Here is a 17,902-nt window from a genome sequence, read left to right as displayed (position 1 = left end):
ATCAAAACTTAAAAAAACGGAGACTCTCTATGGCCTGGAATGAACCGGGTGGGAACAAAGACCCCTGGGGAGGCGGCAACCGCGGCAACAACGACGGACCGCCAGATCTGGATGAGGCGTTAAAAAATCTGCAAAAAACGCTAGGTGGATTATTTGGCGGTAAAAAAGCCGGCAATACTGGTGGCAGCTCGGGCGGAACATCAGGTTTTGGCTGGACGTTAGTCGCGCTAGCACTTATTGCCTTTCTACTGATTTACGGGTTCCTGGGCGCAGGGATCGTTAACGAACAGGAACGAGCGGTAGTACTGCGGTTAGGTGTGTACAACCAGACACTGCAACCAGGGTTTCGCTGGAATCCACCGCTGATTGACAAGGTTTACCCTGTTAACGTGACCAAAGTACGCCAGTGGTCCACCTCAGAGCAGATGCTCACCAAAGACCTGAATATTGTCGACATCAAACTCTCGGTGCAATACATCATTAGCGACGCGCAGGAATTTGTACTCCGTGTGAGAGATCCTGAGTCGAGTCTCAAACAGGCGACGAACAGCGCATTGCGCCATGTCGCAGGCTCTACGTTAATGCACGATATTCTTACCGAAGGCCGTGAGCGAGTGGCTTACGAGATTCAAGACCGTTTGCAAGCTTATCTGAATGCCTATCAAACCGGTATAAGTGTCGAGAAGGTCAACATCGAAGATTCGAACCCTCCTCGTGAAGTGCAAGACGCTTTCGACGATGTGATTAAAGCGCGTGAAGATGAAGAGCGCTACAAAAATCAGGCGCAAACCTACGCCAACGGTATTCTGCCCGAAGCACGTGGTGCCGCGCAGCGCGTTATTGAGGAAGCAACCGCCTATAAAGAGCAGGTGATCGCGAAAGCGGAAGGTGAGGCTAAGCGCTTCGAGTATCTGCTGAATGAGTATAAAAAAGCGCCGGAAGTTACCCGTCAGCGCCTGTATCTTGATGCCGTTGAGGACGTTATGTCTAATGCGTCGAAAGTGCTGGTGGACGTCGAAGGTGGTAATAACATGCTTTACCTGCCGCTGGATAAGATTGTTAATACCAGCCAACAAGCCACCTCGCGCGGTTTGAGTTCGTCGGAAATGGATCAGGTGGTCAATGATGTTATGGACCAGTTGCGCCGTGAAGCCGCGATAAATTCGCGCCGTAGAGAGGGGAGGTAAGCTATGTCTGGGAAATCGTTTTTTATCATTATTGGAGCGTTACTGGCCATATTCCTCCTTTCGAACTCACTTTTTATTGTTCAGGAATATGAACGTGGCGTGTTGTTAAGGTTTGGTAAGGTTGACAACGCGGATCTAAAACCTGGGCTAGGTATAAAGCTGCCGTTTGTTGACGAGGTGCGTACCTTCGATGGCCGGGTGCTTACGCTGGACGCCCGTGCAGAGCGTTTTTTGACTGTCGAGAAAAAGAGCATGATGGTCGATAGCTTTGCTAAATGGCGTATCATCGAAGTGGGCACTTACTACAAAGCCACTAACGGCGAAGAGCCCAGGGCTGAACGCCTGCTTGAGCAGCGTATTAACGAGGGCTTGCGCAACGAATTTGCAGCCAGATCTCTGCAAGAAGTTGTGAGCGGCGAGCGCGACCAGCTTATGGTTGATCTCACCAAAGCTCTCAACCAGTTCACTCAAAACTCATTGGGTATTGAAGTGGTTGACGTCCGGGTTAAACGCATCGACCTCCCTACAGAGGTGAGTGGACCTGTGTTCAGCCGAATGTCTGCCGAGCGTGAGCGCGAGGCGCGGGAACACCGCTCTAAAGGTAAGGAACAGGCTGAGATCATTAAGGCAGATGCAGATCGACAGCGGACGATTATCGAAGCGCAGGCCTACCGCGACTCTGAGTTGTTGCGCGGTGAAGGTGACGCAAGTGCTGCAGCCATCTACGCGGAAGCTTATAATCGCGACCCTGAGTTTTACGCCTTTGTGCGCAGTTTGACGGCCTACCGCAAATCCTTCAGCGGCAAAGAAGATATTATGCTGGTAGATCCGGGCAGCGAATTTTTCCGTTACATGAAAGACTCGAAAGGGAAGTAATCGTCTAAGCGTAACAATTCGTGGTAAAATTTCGAACCGGCCAATTGGCCGGTTTTTTTGTGTTCGGATTCTGCCGGCGGCCCGTACATTGGGCGTGCCAAGAGGGGTATTCCTATCCGTCTGGCACCTGAGGGCTTTCGGCGACCCACTGGTTTAGCGTACACCACTTCAGGCGATATTCACTTCATGTGGCACGAGCTGGCAAAAGCCTTCTGTCTGGTATTGATCATTGAGGGAATTCTTCCTTTTTTGTATCCCAATCGCTGGCGCGAACTTGTTGCGAGCCTCGCGCAAGCCGATGATCGCGTGCTCCGGCTTATCGGTTTCATAAGTATGCTGGCGGGTGCGGTTTTTTTGTGGGTTATCAAGTAACTGACGAGTAAACAAAGAGAGAATAATGAGTAAAGTAGACCGATGGCTATTACCTGAAGGTATCTCCGAGCTCCTGCCGGATGATGCCTTGCAAGTGGAAACCCTGCGACGCCGTCTGGTCGACGTGTTTCAGCGCTGGGGCTATGAATACGTTATTACTCCAATGATCGAATTTACCGATTCGCTGCTGACTGGCTCGGGCGGTGACATCGATTTGCTGACATTCAAACTGACTGATCAACTTACCGGTAAAACGCTGGGTATTCGGGCAGATATCACGCCACAAGCCGCGAGAATGGATGCGCACAGCTTGAAGCGCAGCGGTGCAAACCGGTTGTGCTACGCTGGCCACGTAGTCCATACCAGGCCGCAGGTGGCGCTTGGGTCTCGTACACCAATTCAAGTGGGCGTCGAGTTGTTCGGTGAGCCTGGCTTAGATGCGGACATTGAAGTTATCAGTTTACTGTTAGAGGTGCTTTCCTTGGTGGGAATGCCAAAGCAGTATCTCGATATTGGTCACGTCGGAGTTTTTCGCGCTTTGACGGAAGCCGCCGGGTTTTCCAAAGAACAGGAAAATACACTGTTCTTACTGTTGCAGGCGAAAGCAGCTACTGAGATTAAAGACTGGGTTACCACCCATGTCCGGGAGCCCAAGTTGCAACACTGGTTCCTGGAGTTACCAAAATTGTCTGGCAGTGCCGGCGTCTTGGACCGTGCACGCGATGTGTTTGCAGACGCGCCGGCTGAAGTGATGGTCGCTCTTGATGAGTTGAGTTCCATCGCCGATGTGGTTCAACCACGCTACCCCGATGCGCAATTGTACTTTGATTTAAGCGAACTGCGCGGCTATCACTACCACACAGGTATTGTTTTTGGTGCGTTTTCGCCGGGTGTGGGCAACGCTATTGCGAAAGGTGGGCGCTACGATCATATCGGCGAAGCTTTTGGCCGTGCGCGTCCGGCAACTGGGTTTGCCGCAGACTTGTCTGTGATTTGTCGAACGCTGAATGTTGAAACTGCACCACCGAATCCTGGTGTATTCGCTCCAGCATCGACCAACGCAGCACAATGGCAGGAGATTCAATCGTTGAGAGAGGCTGGCGAGCGCGTAGTGAGCGGTCTCTCCATTCAGGATGCACCTTACGATCATCAAAATTGCGACCGTATTCTGATCGAAACAGATACGGGCTTTCAGGTTAAAGCTCTCTAGGAGCCAACTTTTCGTTATACAGGTTTAAATCATGGGTAAAAATGTTGTGGTTTTGGGCACCCAGTGGGGTGACGAAGGCAAAGGGAAAATTGTTGATCTTCTGACGGAGCAGGTCACTCACGTTGCACGTTTCCAGGGAGGTCACAATGCTGGACACACTCTGGTGATCGACGGCAAAAAAACTGTACTGCACTTAATTCCCTCGGGCATTTTGCACAGCGGAGTAACCTGTTTTATCGGTAATGGTGTCGTGCTGGCGCCCGACGCCTTAATGAAAGAGATACACGAACTGGAAGCGCAAGAGGTTCCTGTACGAGAGCGCTTGAAGCTCTCGCCGGCATGCCCGTTGATTCTTCCTTATCACGTGGCTCTTGATCAGGCGCGTGAGTTGAAGCGTGGTGAAGCCAAGATTGGGACCACCGGACGCGGCATCGGACCCGCGTACGAAGACAAGGTATCGCGTCGTGGCCTGAGGTTGGGCGACCTTCTGCATGAAGAGCGCTTTGCAACCAAATTGAAAGAAGTGATGGAGTACCACAATTTTGCACTTACGCAATATTACGGTGCCGAAGCCGTCGATTATCAAGCCGTGTTGGATGAGGCTCTACTGCTGGCTAAAGAACTGCGGCCAATGATCGTCGACGTATCGGACGAGCTACACCTGGCGCGTGAAGCCGGTAAAAATATTTTATTCGAAGGAGCGCAAGGTTCGTTGCTCGATATCGATCACGGCACCTATCCGTTCGTAACTTCGTCCAACACTACGGCTGGCGGTACGGCGACTGGATCGGGTTTTGGCCCCCTTTATTTGGACTATGTATTGGGCATCACCAAAGCTTACACCACCCGTGTTGGTGCAGGACCCTTCCCTACAGAGCTGGATTGTGAAGTCGGTGAGCACCTGGGTGTTAAAGGGCACGAATTTGGCGCCACAACCGGGCGTAAGCGACGCACGGGGTGGTTCGATGCGGTAGCGGTTAAACACGCGGTTCGTATCAATAGTATGAGCGGAATGTGCCTGACCAAGCTGGATGTGCTTGATGGGCTCAAGGAAGTAAAAATCTGCGTGGGCTATAAGAACAGCGCAGGTGAAGACGTGGGCATACCATGTGACGCCGAAGGTTGGGAAGATATTCAACCAGTGTATGAATCTCTCCCTGGTTGGAGTGAATCCACCGTTGGAGCAAAGAGTGTTGATGCGCTACCGCAGGCTGCACGCGATTATATTGCTCGGCTCGAGGCGCTGGTGGGTATTACTGTGGATATTATTTCGACCGGGCCAGACCGCGTAGAAACAATCATACTGAAAAGTCCGTTTGCATAAACCGAACAGAGCCCGCGCTAATGCGGGCTTTTTTTTGGAATTGATTCTTCTGCTCGGACGAAACAACTCATTTCAAACTTTGGTTAGCAAGTGGCGAAGTGTTTTAGTAAATCTTGCTTAAGCAGGGTGGTTCTTTCAATATATATTTCGGTTTCAAGTCGCTCGCTTAATTCTGGCTAACAGGTCCAGAGGTATTAAATATCGGTACCGCAAGCTGATTTAGATTATCTTTTTTTAAAAACCCTCTTAGATCTTTATTCTTATTGCCTTGCAATATGTATTTGTAGATACCGGCCTTAATGCATAGTTTTGTATGTGCTAACGCGTAGCACTCTACCGGTTTGGAATCCCGTCGAATTTTAAAGCCTATACATACATGTGCGCTAAGCGATTGTTTTTGTTAATGCCGGAAAATTGTCGATGAAAAGATAGTTAAAAAGATGTGTTGATATAAACCAAAACTTCACAGCGCTTTAAATTTTAGGTTTGCCTATACTGAGCTTAGATTCTGCTGGGATTGTATTATTTGCACGTTATTTATGAATTGGGCCTGCTGGTCCAGCACATCTTGCCTGTGACTTGATGTGTAAATACTAGCCCGCGCTTTTTGTGCGGGCTTTTTTTGTCATTGAATTGTCATGTTAAATAAATAACAAACCTAAGACTGAGTTCGTTAGGGATTTTTTTAATACGATTTTTAAATTAAGAAAATTAATGTAGAACTTAATAATAAGGTGTAATTGTTGTTTTTGATGTCAACAAATTGCTCGTCACGACCGATAGGAAATTTTCCGTGATCTGTTACCGATTTACTCGAAAAAAAATTAAATGCCCAAGAATAAAGATTCTATTGCTGAAGTTTGTGGGTATAATGTTACTCGAGGTAACGAAATGAGTAAGTCGATTTTTTCGGCAAATCAAAGAGAAGTGCATAAGCGGACATCTAGGAGGTACATCTTATGCGAGTTTTGCTGGCGCTGACCATGTTGATAGCTGTTCAAGCTCAAAGTGCAAACGCAACTGAGCAGGAGATCGCATCTGCAAGGGTGACGGTAGAAGAATACAGAGAATTACGCAGACAGTGTTCAGATTCAATCGGCGATGAAAGAAAAGCCTGTTTTCGTGAACTTAATGCAGCCACTGAATCTTATCAGGTTGCGAAAGGTTTGTTGGCAACCAGCCACACGCACGATTCTAACAACTTGCATTTGGTGTCTTACGTAGATTACTGATCGGTGCGAGTCACAGCCATGACAAAATCGTATCAATAAAAGCCCGCTTATTCGCGGGCTTTTTATTTTTCCGGTTTGCTTCTGGATAGTATTAAGCGGGGGTTTTATCAAGTTTGTGAGTTGTATAGCCTTCGTAGGCCGGGTGAACTCTTTTATCCTGTAGGCTGTGCGCGACTTCAGCAACAGTTCTACGCAACCATTGGTGGGCTGGATTGAAGTGTAAAAGCGGGCTCCACGCCATGGTGAGTTCCAGCGGTGGTATTAAAAAAGGTGGTTCTGAAAAGCACATCTTCGGATTATCTTTCATAAGCTCGGCAGCCTTGGTGGGGATTGTCAGCAGCAGGTCACGCTGCTCCGCCATCCGCATTGCAGCTTGGTAATGCCGCGTATAGATTTTGATGCGCCTTGTTTCTCCGATCCGGCTCAATGCAGCATCAACCCAGCCAAGCCGCTGTACATCTTCAGGGTTTACCCCTACGCCAACACCCATCCCCGTTTTACTGACCCACACATGATTGGCCTGCAAATAGGTATCGAGGTTGAAGTTGTCTGCGATAGGGTTATTCCTGCAGTAAACACAGGTGAAGCTATCGCGCCACAACAGTGTTTGATAGAAAGACTGGGGCAATTCATCAAACCGGTTAATGACAAAGTCTACATGGCCCTGTTCCACATCGTGATAGCTCACATCACTGGGTGTTAGGATATCCAGCGTCAAATTGGGGGCGGAGTCGCGCAGGCGGTTCAGTACTTCGGGGATTAGAGTGGACTCCGCGTAGTCTGTAACTGCAATACGAAAAAAGTGGTTGCTATCTAGTGGCTTGAATTCACTGACCGGTTGAACCACCTGTTCAACCTGGATGAGAAGGTCGCGAATCTGAGGCTCGAGTTCTTTCGCGCGTTCTGTGGGCTTCATTCCTTCACTGGTTCTCACCAGAAGCGGGTCATCAAACAATTGCCGCAACCGTTTTAGGGCATTTGACATGGCAGGCTGGGTTATACCCAGATAATCTGCGGCGCGTGTTACGCTTTTTTCCCGGAGAAGTACGTTGAGCGCTACCATCAAATTCAAATCTACGCCGTGCAAATTCATATGTCGGATACCATGCCAATGTGCTATCAATGCTTTGAATGATTATGTACGAAACGCGTACACGGAACATTCCCGATACCTTATACCCTAGGCTGGCAATATCCACGGTGTTCGATCAAATAAATGTGTATTTTGGCGGAAAGGCGCGTGTTATGCAGCTCTTTGCGGGGTTTTGAGCCAGCGGAATAGGCGGTAACCGAGCAAAGCACAGAGTGCCAGGGCGTAGGGCACCACTTCACGGTAATCAGCCCGGATAAGCCAAATGTAATGGAATAGGGCTAGCAATCCAACAGCATAGGCCAGTTTGTGAAGTGTCAACCAACGCTTGCCGAGTCGTTTTCGCCAATTTTGCGTAGAGGTGATAGCGAGGGGCAGCAGGAAGAGCCAGCCGAGAAATCCCAGTGTAATGTAGGGGCGATCAGAGATGTCCTCCCATAAATAGGCGACGGAGAGTGATTGATCAAACACCCAGTACACTAGAAAGTGCAGCGTGGCGTAGAAAAACGCGTAAAGCCCAACCATTCGTCTTAACAGCATCAGCTTTTTAACGCCGGTAAGTTGACGCGCTGGTGTGATAGCAAGGCTCAGTAGAAGGCAAATAAATGCCCACTTACCGGTTTGGTGAGTGAGTGTCTCGACTGGGTTTGCGCCAAGGTTGTTGGAGAAGAATCCGTAAACCAGCCAAACACACGGAGAAAGCAGCAAAAAGAAGGTCGCGAAGCGCCAGCTAGTGAATGGCATGGGGTCTCTTAATTTTGTGTTTGTAATGCGCTAAAAATACTTCTGCAGATCCATCCCTTTGTAGAGTTCAGCGACTTCCGGGGCATAACCATTAAGCATTTCTGTACGTACCCGGAATAACTCGCCTATGCGCCTCTCGCGTTTCTGGCTCCACCGCGGGTGGTCGACTTCTGGGTTTACGTTTGAGTAAAACCCGTATTCCTGCGGCGCAAGCATATTCCAGCTTGTTTGGGGTTGATCGCGGGTGAACTTGATTTTTACGATGGACTTTATACTCTTGAAGCCGTATTTCCATGGTACTACGAGCCGAAGCGGAGCCCCATTCTGGTTGGGTATGGGTTTGCCGTAGAGCCCAACAGCAACGAATGTCAGCGGGTGCATGGCCTCATCCATGCGTAAACCTTCCCGGTAGGGCCAGTCGATGACGTTGCGGCGTTGGCCGGGCAATGGACGTGATTTGTCGTAGAGCGTTTCAAATGACACGTATTTCGCATCGCTAGTTGGTTGGAATTTTTTTAACAGGCTGGCAAGCGGAAACCCGCTCCAGGGGATAATCATCGACCAGGCTTCGACACAACGCAATTTATAGATCCGCTCCTCCATTGTCTGCCCGGCAATCAGATCTTCGAATGTGAGCTTGCCGGGGTTTTGGCATTCTCCTTCAACGGAAATACTCCATGGGTCGGTGCGTAACGCCTCAGCATTGGCCGCTGGGTCGCCTTTGTCTGTACCTAACTCGTAAAAGTTGTTGTAACCGCTCACATCTTCAAAACGCGTCAGTTTTTCATTATGGCTAACGGTCTTTGTGGCGCCACTCAGCCGGTCCGCCAGATCGCCAACTTTCGCCGAAGCTAGCATTGGCAAATAGGCAGCTGTCGCCACTAGAGTGGACTGCGTGAGAAACTTGCGTCGATTGAGGAACAGGCGCTCGTCGGTCACCTGGTTTTCGGGGATAGCCCATCTTGGAAGTTGGATGATGTGTGGGTTTCGCGCCATGGTGGTTCCTCAAGCGTGGGGACATGACTTTGACACAAATTGGCGGCTAAGTTCCCGCAGGCTACACTTTGGGTAGTTGTATCTTGCAGTTGTCCTGCGTAAGGCGGCCAATTTCGCGTGTGAAGTCCAGCTCTTTATCGAGTGCCGCCATTTCATCGCGGTATTGCTGCTTGGCGTGCTTGCGATACTTACCTTTTACAAAGCGACGAATTTCTGCTTCGCTCTCAAGAATAAGCCCGGCTACTTCTACCGGTTGGCGCGTATCTTCGTTGAGGGCAACCATCGAAAAATAGGATGTGTTGGTGTGTTTACAGTGCTCGTTTTTGAAGTCCTCAGACTCAACACGAATACCGACCTCCATGGAAGACCGCCCCACGTAGTTAACTGAAGCATAGAGCGTAAGAAGTTCGCCAACCTCCACGGGGTTGAGAAAATTTACGGAGTCGACAGAGGCGGTTACGCAATAACTTTTGGCGTGACTGGCGGCACAGGTGTAGGCAATTTTGTCCATCAGGGAGAGGATAACGCCGCCGTGCACTTTCCCGCCGAAATTGGCGTAAGAAGGAACCATCAGCTCTTTTAGAATGACTTGGGATGATTTTACAGTACGAAAAACACTCATAAGGCTCTACAACAGTGATCCGTTACAACGTAGGAGCCTTAACAGTGCCTTAAATCCCCATTTTGTTCAAGGCATCGAGTATTTCTCTAACGCAGCGTTCTGCAATAGGGTGATCTACCGCAAATCGGGACTCCAGTTCGGTGAGTGTATCTTCGATTGTTGGGTCGATCGGGCTACTGGTGTTTAGTACGGCCTGGAGTTGCGTATCCAGGCTCAGCATGAGGTCGCGAGTTTCTTCGTCGGCATTTTTCGCATCCCGTAGCTCGGACTTCAATTCCTGTAAAAGAGACTTTAATTTTTCCGTAGGCATATCTACTCTCGGTCGATTAGTGGCGCTGCCAGGCTGGTAGAGCTGGATCATAGCGCTAACGCTTGCCTGTTGCCTTGTGATTTCACCCCGTTCCAAAGTTGAGTAAACAACCAGTTTACCCATGCGGTAATTTTAAGCACTCATCGTCGGTCAAGCGCTTTATATTGGCTGTGTTGTCGTCGGTTAGTGTTAGTACCCCGCAAGATGCAGTCTGGCGGGGCGCAGTTGCCAGTCTAATCTAAACTTGGCTTGCTGTGTGTGTTAGCGCTTACTGACCCTTTGCGGTGTTTGAGTGCCGATTCGAGCTTTTTAACGGTATTACCAATCGCTACATAGAGGTCTTTGTCTGAAGCGTGTACAGCAACCGTTGCACCGAGAAACTGGGTTTGGGCTTCAACTTTTTGTTCGTGCTTTTCGACGGTGAGAATGACGCCGAGTGCGTCAAGTTGCGGGAAATGGTTTTCTATTTTTGCGAAGCTATTGTTGACTGCCTCACGAATGCCGTCGGTAATGTCTACGTGGTGACCAGAGAGATTCAATTGCATATAACCATTCCTATTGTCGTTATGTCGTCGGCCCAGAGGGCGGTTAGGTCCTAATTCGAATTATGACCATATTGTTAAGTTATGGTGAACTTAGCGGTTTTTCAAGCGCTGGCTTATTTGGGTTTGCGCTGACACAAGCAATAAAGCGACAATGTCTTTGTCTGTAACTTTTATCTGGAATACAGGTAAGCACAATCAGGAGACCTCATGCCTTCATTTGATATTGTTTCTGAAATCGACAACCAGGAGGTACGTAACGCTGTGGAAAATGCCCAGCGTGAGCTCGAAACCCGTTTCGATTTTCGTGGCGTGGAAGCCAGCTTTGAGTGGACCTCAAAGGAAACAACCCTGTCGGCCGAAGCCGATTTTCAACTACAGCAGATGCTCGATATCTTGCGGAACAAACTCATCAAGCGCAATGTTGACCCGGATACCATGGAAGTTGGAGATCCAGAGCACTCGGGTAAAACATTCAGCCAGAAGATCACCTTCCTCGAAGGTATAGACGCGCCAACTGCGAAAAAGTTAGTAAAATTAATTAAAGACAGCAAATTAAAAGTCCAGGCCTCTATTCAGGGGGATCAGGTCCGTGTGACGGGTAAGAAAAGGGATGATCTGCAAGCCGTGATGGCGCTGGTTCGAGAGGGTAAGCTTGGTCAGCCATTTCAGTTTAATAACTTCCGCGACTGATGTTCGACAAACAATGGTTAATCAAGCTCGCCAACATGACTATGCCGTTTGGCAAGTATCAGGGCAGAGTATTAATTGATCTCCCAGAAGAGTACTTGCTCTGGTTCGCCGACAAAGGGTTTCCGGAAGGAGAGTTGGGGCAATTGCTCGCGCTGGCGTTGGAAATCCGCATCAATGGACAGGAAAATCTGTTGGACCCGTTGCGCAACTACCCTTCTATCCATTAATTTGCTCGCTGCCTTGGTATGTTTTGGCAGCGACAATTCCTGCAAGCCTCAGCCCCGCAAATCCATGCCCGTGCGTCTCAAGCTTGCAGGTTTGTAGTCACCCACATCACTCGTTCTCACTTTCACTCTTTTAACGCACGCTGCGCTGGCGCGATTCGATAATAGTAGATTTGGATCGAAAAATATCGTTGGATCGACATAGCGTAGTAAAACGCGTTGAGCTGCTGAAAATAGAAAATACGTTTTTAGAAATATCGCACAGCCCTTTTATTGAAAAACAATGTCGTGGTTTGATGATGATTGTCGCTGTAAAAATTGAAAAATCAAAGGGGCGACGTGAGATTCACATTTGCTTGAGTTTTATTTTGACCCGGGTCACTTTTACAGGTTATCAATAGCATCCTTTCGCCGGGTGTTCAGTGTTGGAGCGAGAGTGCCGTTGTTTTTTCTTTTAATAAAGCTACTGGGTGACTCTATGAATAAATCCACTAAAAAACTGTCGCACATGTTGTTTAGTAAGCTGACTAAAAAAATACGGTTCGGAGCCGTTGTTGTTTGCGCTGGCGCATTGCCGTGTGTTGGCGCGGAAATTAAAGGTGAATCGGAAATATTAGATTTGATCAATCCTAGGCCGACAAATATCGTTCTCGAACGCGTCGGCGAGGGTAGCGCGGTGTTGCGCGCGATGTTTACATCGGCACCAAACCAGGAGGTATTGCACGTCTTTGTTGAAGGCGAACCTGTGCCCTTTTTCGATGATGGCAAAAAATTTGATAGTCGTGCAGGGGACGGTGAATTTACCGCTGAGGTGCCTTTTGATTTTGAACTTTTTGCGCAAGCCAATCAGACGCTGGCTGAAACGCGTCGAAAAAATAGTGAGCGGCCATTATTTGCTGCAGGAACGCGGCAAAAAATCGGCACCCAGTCGTTTACAGAAATGGGTGACGGGTTGTTAATCGACAGTCAAATGGATGACTCCGAAGCTTCCGTCTTGCTTCCGTTTAACGATTCTCAGCTGCGGTTGGGGGAAAGGCTCTCGATAAACTTTACCGGGCTGCCGCTCGGCACAATATCTCCTTCCAGCAGCCTGTTGCCGACCGATCCTGCGCGCTCTCTAATGATTACTGATCTCAGTGTGGTTTCGGATCCGACGAGAACCTGGGCATGTCGTCGTGCAGGCCTTCCGCCAATGGGCAATGCAACAGGTAGCTGGACCTTCTGGACATTGATGGCAAACGTCGCGAATGGGTCCGCATCAACATCAGACTATATTAAACACTTGTTTAAGCACTGGGCTTCATTGCAAACGGTAAACAACTTTGGGGTGCCGGCGCGGCCGAATGTTTATCAGCAAATCATTGAACAGTGGGAAATGCGCAGTGGTGGCCCTGGAGTCAGTCTCGACCCTCGACAAAGCCCCTTTCGGCTGCTGGGGATAGTTCTGCGTGCCGACCTGCGCAGCGATGGTAGCGCGACATATGGTGGGGGCGACGCTGGCGAAGGACGTTTTGTGTTCGCTTTGCACGACGGTGAATGTCACAGTGAGCGAATGACTCTGATTATGGAGTACAAGGTGCCCATTGACGGGTGCGAAAATGTGAGGGACTGGGCAATTAAGTGGAAGAATCTCGCGAATTCAACGCAATACAATGATGATCTTGCGTCGTTGACCGATGTTTTTGCCAGCGCCGGCGCTGCGCCCTCGCGCCCGAATCAAAGCGCAATCGGCCAGGTCAGAACCAACGAATTACTCGCGGGTTCGCCATTTTGGGAACTGCGTGAATTCTTCCTTCCAGACGCCGGGGGTTTTCTGGCGCAAACCACGGTGAAACAGGAGCCGGACAATGGGCATAATAATACGGGTTTGCTGGCTAAATACGTCAACAGTGAGTGGCCTAACCTCGTCGGCCCTCCCGCGGCACAGCACCTGGTTCCCGATAGCTTTCTTGGGCAAGACTTTCTTGCGGGTGCGGCCCCGGCGCCAACCTTATGGGATGCGCCAAACAGCCTGCTAACGGTGCCTACCACACCGTCACCCATTTCACCTCCTCCCGCAACCATACGAGATGACGCGCTTTTCCAGCTTGCGCTTAATACCTGTAGCGGTTGTCACACGGTGGAAACGAATACCAATTTCGCCCACCTCGATTACGGCACGCCTGCGGGCACGCCAGCAATTCTGTCCGGGTTTCTCACAGGTATTTCGTTATTGGATCCCCGTGATGGCGCGCTTACCCGTAGTTTCGATGATTTGGCACGTCGTGCTGATGACCTGGACATTCTTGCCGCGTCCAGCTGTACACGCTCCTCCGCCAGGGTTCCCACTGGAAACCTGGTGTTGCACGCACTCACGGCGCCCGCTCCCCAGCGGTCTCCGCATTAATCGCGCGGTCGGTAAAGAAAAGTAAAGCTGGCCTGGTGACGCGTGCTTCTTGGAACTCGGGTGCCGGCTTTGCTTCTAAGTAACTACCTCGCCTTGCGCCCCTGGAAATAGTCCTTGTACCTAGGGGTAGAGGCGCACCTCCCCAGGAGTGTTAAACCGCTCCGATCTAGTTAGCTTTATACGAAGCCTCTCGGGAGCCTTTTAGGCTCCCATTTTTTTGTCCTATTGTTTACCGTTAATTGGTGCAATGGTTGCAACAGCGCTAACGAATACAGGCGAACGCCCGGGATTTCCGCTTAGATTGTGTGATTGCCACTATATTGAGCGGAGTTATATTTGAGAATTGTCGGTTCTCAGACAACCCTGATGCATAACTTGGGCGCAATAGAGCTTTATTCCTGATATTCAGACTGTTTGGAAATCACATCTCGTCTTCAATCTGGAACTGCGTGAACATGGATAAAATCGGCTTCTTTTTTGGTACCGAGACGGGCACAACCCGACTGGTCGCGAAAAAGCTCTACAAACTTATCGGCGATGAGCGCATTGCCAAACCGGTAAACGTCAATCGAATTACAGCGGAAGAATTTCTTCAGTACGATGCCTATATTCTCGGCACGCCCAGCTACGGTGTTGGCGAAATTCCGGGCTTGGCTGCGGGCTGTCTGGAGAAAAACTGGGCTGAGTTCCTGGCGCAACTCGGTTCCCCAGATCTGTCCGGCAAACGCATTGCTATGTTTGGCCTGGGTGCACAGGAACGCTACGCCGAGCGATTTGCCAGTTCGCTGAAAGCACTGCACGATGTTTTTGCGGGTTTGGGAGCGGAGATGATTGGTCAGTGGCAGAATGAGGGTTATGAGTTCGAGAATTCTGCCGCTCTTGTGAATGATAAATTTGTCGGGCTGGTGATCGATCAGCGGACGCAAAGCATGTTTACTGATGAACGCTTAAAAGCCTGGATCGCTGATGTACTGCCAGCCTTGGAGGCTAAGCTCACAGATACGGTTTGAGCCGACACGCTCATAAGTATTTAAGAAAGCACGAGATAACCCTGAGCGTGAAGATACTTCAGTAGCATAGACGCGCTCATAGTTATTACGAGCCAGCGCAAATATTTGGGGTTGATGCGATACAGAAAGTGGGTACCCATATAAGCGCCGATCATCTGCCCGCACATCATCGCGGCGCCCACCTTTACCAGAATACTCCCACTCAGTGCGAATACTGCCAAAGAGCCAATATTGGTTGCAAAATTCAGTGGCTTTGCTGTCGCCGTCGCAAACACCAGTTGCGCTTTTCTAAACATCACCCCAGCAAGCGCGAAAAATGACCCTGTACCCGGTCCGAACATACCATCGTAAAAACCAATTCCTCCAACAACCCAACGGGCATAGCGTCGCGCCGGCATTTTGATTTTAGGCAACCAGCGAGCGCCAGGTCGATACAGTAAAAAGTAAACCAGGATAAAGCTGAGCACTGCAGGTACGATAAGCGTCAGATATTGTTGATTGATGAATAGCACAGTGGTACTGCCCAGAACGGCCCCTAAAAACGCCATTGGGAGCAGTTGCCGAATATGCCGCCAACGGAGTCTGCGTCGCTTAAGGAGCAGAAATGTCGCCGTTCCCGTGCCCAGGCAGGCCTGGAATTTATTGGTACCCAATGCCATCACTGGCGGCAGCCCACATACCATAAGTGCAGGAATGGTGATGAGGCCGCCACCTCCCGCCAGCGTGTCGATTAGGCCGGCGACCATCGCAACGGCAAATAGGATGAACAAAAGATCAATGCTGATTTCCATGGCAATCTGAAAAACTCGCTTTATCGCCTGGGCACTCAGGCTTAATTAAAAGGGAAAAGTAATTGTCAGCGAATTTTTACCAGGCGCGCCCGGAATGATCGACCTTTGATTTTTCCTGTTTGAATTTTTTCCAGGGCTTCGCGAGCATGTGAGCGCTTTACGGCCACAAAACTGTGAAATGGAAAACAATGAATTTTGCCAAGTGTTTTTACAGACAGACCGCCATCGCCGGTGAGAGCTCCAACAATATCCCCAGGTCGGACTTTCTGTTTTTTTCCGCCCTCTATTTCTAATGTTACAAATTCTGCTTTTTGAGGTGTTTGCAAGCGGTTGACCGGTGGATTTTTGAGTTCTGGGCTAGCGTCGCTATCAGCGCAGATCAACTCCACTTTGAACTTTTCATTTTCGTTGAGCATGCTAACCGCGCGGCCGCGCTTGCCTGCACGCCCAGTGCGACCGATACGGTGCACGTGCACTTCGGGGTCCCGTGACAGCTGGTAGTTCACAACCAAGTCAACTTCGGCAATGTCCAGCCCGCGAGCGGCAACGTCTGTTGCGACCATTACGGATGCGCTTTGGTTGGCAAACAAAACCAGGGTGCGATCACGGTCTTTTTGGATCATATCGCCATGGAGTGCCACCGCAGAGAAACCCTGCTGCAAAAGCGCGTCGGCCACGTCCTGAGTTTCGCGCTTGGTATTGCAGAACACCATGCAGGACTCTGGCAGATATTTCTGCAGCAGCAGCCCCAACACTTGGGTGCGGTTCTCCAGTGGAACCTTGTAGAACATTTGCTCAATGTCATGGTCTGAATGCACGGCTTCAACTTCAATAACCTGGGGGTTGTGCTGCACACGCTTGGCCATGCTTTCGATGGCTTCTGGGTAAGTTGCGGAGAAGAGCAACGTCTGTCTTTGTTTGGGCGCCAGATCTAAAATAGCGTCGAGTGTTTCGGCAAAGCCCATATCGAGCATGCGATCCGCTTCATCCAGTACCAGGGTTTGTAAATCTCCCAGTTGCAGGTTCCCTTTACGTAAGTGGTCGTGCACTCTGCCGGGGGTACCGACAATAATGTGTGCGCCGTGCTCAAGTGAACCGACTTGGGGGCCAAAAGCGGCGCCCCCACACAAGGTCAGGATTTTGATATTGTGGATGCTTCGAGCGAGCTTGCGTAACTCGGCGGCAACTTGATCAGCCAGTTCACGGGTTGGGCACAATACCAGCGCTTGTACACGAAACCGCTCCACTTCGAGTCGCTGAAGTAAACCCAGGCCAAAGGTCGCCGTCTTGCCCGAACCGGTTTTAGCCTTTCCCAGAACGTCCGACCCTTGAAGTATGGCTGGTAGGGCCGCGGCCTGAATCGGCGTCATGGTGTTGTAACCCAGGTCACTCAGGTTGGAGAGCAGGGCGGGTTTCAGGTTTAAGCTGGAAAATTGTGAATCGCTGGCCAAAATACGGCTCCATCGGTGGTAATACGTCGATCCGCTATTATAGATGAAAGCACAGTCGTAGATGAAACCATAACCGCACTGGGGATTGTTTCATTCTTGGCGCAACCAAAGCCGCTGGGTACACTTGCGGATGCCGTGCCTTAGTGGCGCTTCGCCGGTTTGTCCTATTCGAATAACGCGTTGGGGGGATTTATGCAAAGCCATTTTTTCGCTTATATCAGTAAAATTCGCTGGATTGTCCGCTGGGGCCTCAAGCGCAATGCCATTCCCGAAAACGTGATGGAGCACAGTTGGGAGGTGGCGACGATCGCGCATGTACTGGCGGTTATCGGCAATAAACGCTATGGGGCCGATTACGATGTAAACGCGGTGGCGACTGCGGCCCTCTATCATGATGTCTCTGAGGTTATTACCGGAGATATGCCAACGCCAATTAAATATCACTCTGCAGGCATGCAAAAAGCCTTTAAAGAGGTCGAAATTCAGGCTGAACAAGAGTTGGTAAATCTCCTGCCGGAAGACTTGCGCGATGCCTTTGAGCCTCTGGTCGTGTCTTCCCGAGTGCCAGCCGATGTGACTAAGTTGATTAAAGGCGCAGATACGATTGCAGCTTTTTTGAAGTGTCAGGAGGAATTAAAAGCCGGTAACCCCGAGTTTGCGAAAGCTGCAGAAGACATAGCGATGCGCCTTAAGGGATTTGCTATGCCGGAAGTAAACGACTTCCTTGCGATCTTTGCGCCCAGCTACAAGCTAACGCTGGATGAGTTGTTAAACGGCAATGACAAAGTTCGTCATTTACCGTTGCAACAATAAAATTTTGTGCACGAGTAAACGCTCCACAA

Annotated in this window: 19 protein-coding genes; 11 read left to right on the top strand and 8 right to left on the bottom strand. The window is 49.9% G+C overall.

The annotated features are described in order from the left end of the window. Positions 1-29 precede the first annotated feature (29 nt). The 6 genes from hflK (at position 30) to TERTU_RS15725 (ending at position 6,201) form a co-directional block, all read left to right on the top strand. Positions 30-1,187 (top strand): FtsH protease activity modulator HflK, encoded by a 1,158-nt coding sequence (gene hflK / locus TERTU_RS15750; RefSeq protein WP_015819767.1) that lies wholly within the window; start codon positions 30-32, stop codon positions 1,185-1,187. Between the two features lie 3 nt (positions 1,188-1,190). Beyond that, positions 1,191-2,063, top strand: coding sequence for a protease modulator HflC (gene hflC, locus TERTU_RS15745; RefSeq protein WP_015817214.1), 873 nt, complete (start codon positions 1,191-1,193; stop codon positions 2,061-2,063). A 186-nt stretch (positions 2,064-2,249) separates the two neighbouring features. After that, positions 2,250-2,435 carry a DUF2065 domain-containing protein gene (locus TERTU_RS15740; RefSeq protein ID WP_015817835.1) on the top strand — a complete coding sequence of 62 codons (186 nt, stop codon included), beginning with the start codon at positions 2,250-2,252 and terminating at the stop codon, positions 2,433-2,435. 25 nt (positions 2,436-2,460) lie between these two features. Next, positions 2,461-3,645 carry an ATP phosphoribosyltransferase regulatory subunit gene (locus tag TERTU_RS15735; RefSeq protein WP_015817351.1) on the top strand — a complete coding sequence of 395 codons (1,185 nt, stop codon included), beginning with the start codon at positions 2,461-2,463 and terminating at the stop codon, positions 3,643-3,645. 31 nt (positions 3,646-3,676) lie between these two features. Continuing rightward, positions 3,677-4,969, top strand: a complete 1,293-nt coding sequence (locus TERTU_RS15730) for an adenylosuccinate synthase (RefSeq protein ID WP_015816929.1) — start codon at positions 3,677-3,679, stop codon at positions 4,967-4,969. Positions 4,970-5,928: 959 nt separating this feature from the next. Beyond that, positions 5,929-6,201 (top strand): hypothetical protein, encoded by a 273-nt coding sequence (locus TERTU_RS15725; RefSeq protein ID WP_015817820.1) that lies wholly within the window; start codon positions 5,929-5,931, stop codon positions 6,199-6,201. A gap of 91 nt (positions 6,202-6,292) precedes the next feature. On the opposite strand, the gene TERTU_RS15720 is transcribed toward TERTU_RS15725, so the two are convergent. From TERTU_RS15720 to hpf, 6 genes are all read right to left on the bottom strand, one after another. Continuing rightward, complete coding sequence (locus tag TERTU_RS15720) at positions 6,293-7,294, bottom strand: LysR family transcriptional regulator (protein ID WP_015819491.1); 1,002 nt, start codon at positions 7,292-7,294, stop codon at positions 6,293-6,295. Positions 7,295-7,444: 150 nt separating this feature from the next. Continuing rightward, positions 7,445-8,035: a protein-methionine-sulfoxide reductase heme-binding subunit MsrQ gene (locus TERTU_RS15715; RefSeq protein ID WP_015816995.1), complete on the bottom strand. Its 591-nt coding sequence runs from the start codon at positions 8,033-8,035 to the stop codon at positions 7,445-7,447. Between the two features lie 30 nt (positions 8,036-8,065). After that, complete coding sequence (msrP, locus tag TERTU_RS15710; protein WP_015819032.1) at positions 8,066-9,031, bottom strand: protein-methionine-sulfoxide reductase catalytic subunit MsrP; 966 nt, start codon at positions 9,029-9,031, stop codon at positions 8,066-8,068. 61 nt (positions 9,032-9,092) lie between these two features. Continuing rightward, positions 9,093-9,653: an acyl-CoA thioesterase gene (locus TERTU_RS15705; RefSeq protein ID WP_015820527.1), complete on the bottom strand. Its 561-nt coding sequence runs from the start codon at positions 9,651-9,653 to the stop codon at positions 9,093-9,095. Between the two features lie 49 nt (positions 9,654-9,702). After that, complete coding sequence (locus tag TERTU_RS15700) at positions 9,703-9,963, bottom strand: DUF4404 family protein (RefSeq protein WP_018014295.1); 261 nt, start codon at positions 9,961-9,963, stop codon at positions 9,703-9,705. Between the two features lie 233 nt (positions 9,964-10,196). After that, a complete protein-coding gene (gene hpf, locus TERTU_RS15695) occupies positions 10,197-10,508 on the bottom strand; it encodes a ribosome hibernation-promoting factor, HPF/YfiA family (RefSeq protein WP_015819362.1) in 312 nt (103 codons plus the stop codon). Positions 10,509-10,715: 207 nt separating this feature from the next. On the opposite strand from hpf, the gene TERTU_RS15690 reads away from it, so the two are divergent. From TERTU_RS15690 to TERTU_RS15670, 4 genes are all read left to right on the top strand, one after another. After that, positions 10,716-11,198 (top strand): YajQ family cyclic di-GMP-binding protein, encoded by a 483-nt coding sequence (locus TERTU_RS15690; RefSeq protein WP_015818789.1) that lies wholly within the window; start codon positions 10,716-10,718, stop codon positions 11,196-11,198. Further along, entirely contained in the window at positions 11,198-11,425 is a 228-nt protein-coding gene (locus TERTU_RS15685; RefSeq protein WP_015818201.1) for a DUF3820 family protein, read from the top strand. Before TERTU_RS15690 ends, TERTU_RS15685 begins: the two co-directional genes overlap by 1 nt. Before the next feature lie 433 nt (positions 11,426-11,858). Next, complete coding sequence (locus TERTU_RS15675) at positions 11,859-13,808, top strand: hypothetical protein (RefSeq protein WP_015818062.1); 1,950 nt, start codon at positions 11,859-11,861, stop codon at positions 13,806-13,808. A 455-nt stretch (positions 13,809-14,263) separates the two neighbouring features. Beyond that, positions 14,264-14,818, top strand: a complete 555-nt coding sequence (locus TERTU_RS15670; RefSeq protein ID WP_015819554.1) for a flavodoxin — start codon at positions 14,264-14,266, stop codon at positions 14,816-14,818. Positions 14,819-14,838: 20 nt separating this feature from the next. Here TERTU_RS15670 and TERTU_RS15665 read toward each other — a convergent pair whose 3' ends face one another. Then, positions 14,839-15,609, bottom strand: coding sequence for a TSUP family transporter (locus TERTU_RS15665; protein ID WP_015818470.1), 771 nt, complete (start codon positions 15,607-15,609; stop codon positions 14,839-14,841). A gap of 65 nt (positions 15,610-15,674) precedes the next feature. Then, complete coding sequence (gene dbpA, locus TERTU_RS15660) at positions 15,675-17,060, bottom strand: ATP-dependent RNA helicase DbpA (RefSeq protein WP_015816836.1); 1,386 nt, start codon at positions 17,058-17,060, stop codon at positions 15,675-15,677. A 192-nt stretch (positions 17,061-17,252) separates the two neighbouring features. Here dbpA and yfbR point away from each other — a divergent pair, with 192 nt between their 5' ends. Then, positions 17,253-17,873: a 5'-deoxynucleotidase gene (gene yfbR, locus TERTU_RS15655; protein ID WP_026160509.1), complete on the top strand. Its 621-nt coding sequence runs from the start codon at positions 17,253-17,255 to the stop codon at positions 17,871-17,873. Positions 17,874-17,902: the final 29 nt, after the last annotated feature.

Source organism: Teredinibacter turnerae T7901 (assembly GCF_000023025.1).
GTDB classification, from domain to species: domain Bacteria; phylum Pseudomonadota; class Gammaproteobacteria; order Pseudomonadales; family Cellvibrionaceae; genus Teredinibacter; species Teredinibacter turnerae_B.
The sequence above is the reverse complement of the archived record's forward strand: the minus strand, read 5'-3'. Positions and strand labels throughout refer to the sequence as shown.

Excerpts from the sequence above, each read along its gene's own strand:
- msrP (WP_015819032.1), bottom strand. The coding sequence starts at position 9,031 with ATGGCGCGAAACCCACACATCATCCAACTTCCAAGATGGGCTATCCCC.
- TERTU_RS15735 (WP_015817351.1), top strand. The coding sequence starts at position 2,461 with ATGAGTAAAGTAGACCGATGGCTATTACCTGAAGGTATCTCCGAGCTC.
- TERTU_RS15720 (WP_015819491.1), bottom strand. The coding sequence starts at position 7,294 with ATGAATTTGCACGGCGTAGATTTGAATTTGATGGTAGCGCTCAACGTA.
- hpf (WP_015819362.1), bottom strand. The coding sequence starts at position 10,508 with ATGCAATTGAATCTCTCTGGTCACCACGTAGACATTACCGACGGCATT.
- TERTU_RS15705 (WP_015820527.1), bottom strand. The coding sequence starts at position 9,653 with ATGAGTGTTTTTCGTACTGTAAAATCATCCCAAGTCATTCTAAAAGAG.
- TERTU_RS15730 (WP_015816929.1), top strand. The coding sequence starts at position 3,677 with ATGGGTAAAAATGTTGTGGTTTTGGGCACCCAGTGGGGTGACGAAGGC.
- TERTU_RS15670 (WP_015819554.1), top strand. The coding sequence starts at position 14,264 with ATGGATAAAATCGGCTTCTTTTTTGGTACCGAGACGGGCACAACCCGA.
- TERTU_RS15740 (WP_015817835.1), top strand. The coding sequence starts at position 2,250 with ATGTGGCACGAGCTGGCAAAAGCCTTCTGTCTGGTATTGATCATTGAG.
- TERTU_RS15725 (WP_015817820.1), top strand. The coding sequence starts at position 5,929 with ATGCGAGTTTTGCTGGCGCTGACCATGTTGATAGCTGTTCAAGCTCAA.
- TERTU_RS15690 (WP_015818789.1), top strand. The coding sequence starts at position 10,716 with ATGCCTTCATTTGATATTGTTTCTGAAATCGACAACCAGGAGGTACGT.
- TERTU_RS15665 (WP_015818470.1), bottom strand. The coding sequence starts at position 15,609 with ATGGAAATCAGCATTGATCTTTTGTTCATCCTATTTGCCGTTGCGATG.
- yfbR (WP_026160509.1), top strand. The coding sequence starts at position 17,253 with ATGCAAAGCCATTTTTTCGCTTATATCAGTAAAATTCGCTGGATTGTC.
- TERTU_RS15700 (WP_018014295.1), bottom strand. The coding sequence starts at position 9,963 with ATGCCTACGGAAAAATTAAAGTCTCTTTTACAGGAATTGAAGTCCGAG.
- hflC (WP_015817214.1), top strand. The coding sequence starts at position 1,191 with ATGTCTGGGAAATCGTTTTTTATCATTATTGGAGCGTTACTGGCCATA.
- TERTU_RS15685 (WP_015818201.1), top strand. The coding sequence starts at position 11,198 with ATGTTCGACAAACAATGGTTAATCAAGCTCGCCAACATGACTATGCCG.
- TERTU_RS15715 (WP_015816995.1), bottom strand. The coding sequence starts at position 8,035 with ATGCCATTCACTAGCTGGCGCTTCGCGACCTTCTTTTTGCTGCTTTCT.
- hflK (WP_015819767.1), top strand. The coding sequence starts at position 30 with ATGGCCTGGAATGAACCGGGTGGGAACAAAGACCCCTGGGGAGGCGGC.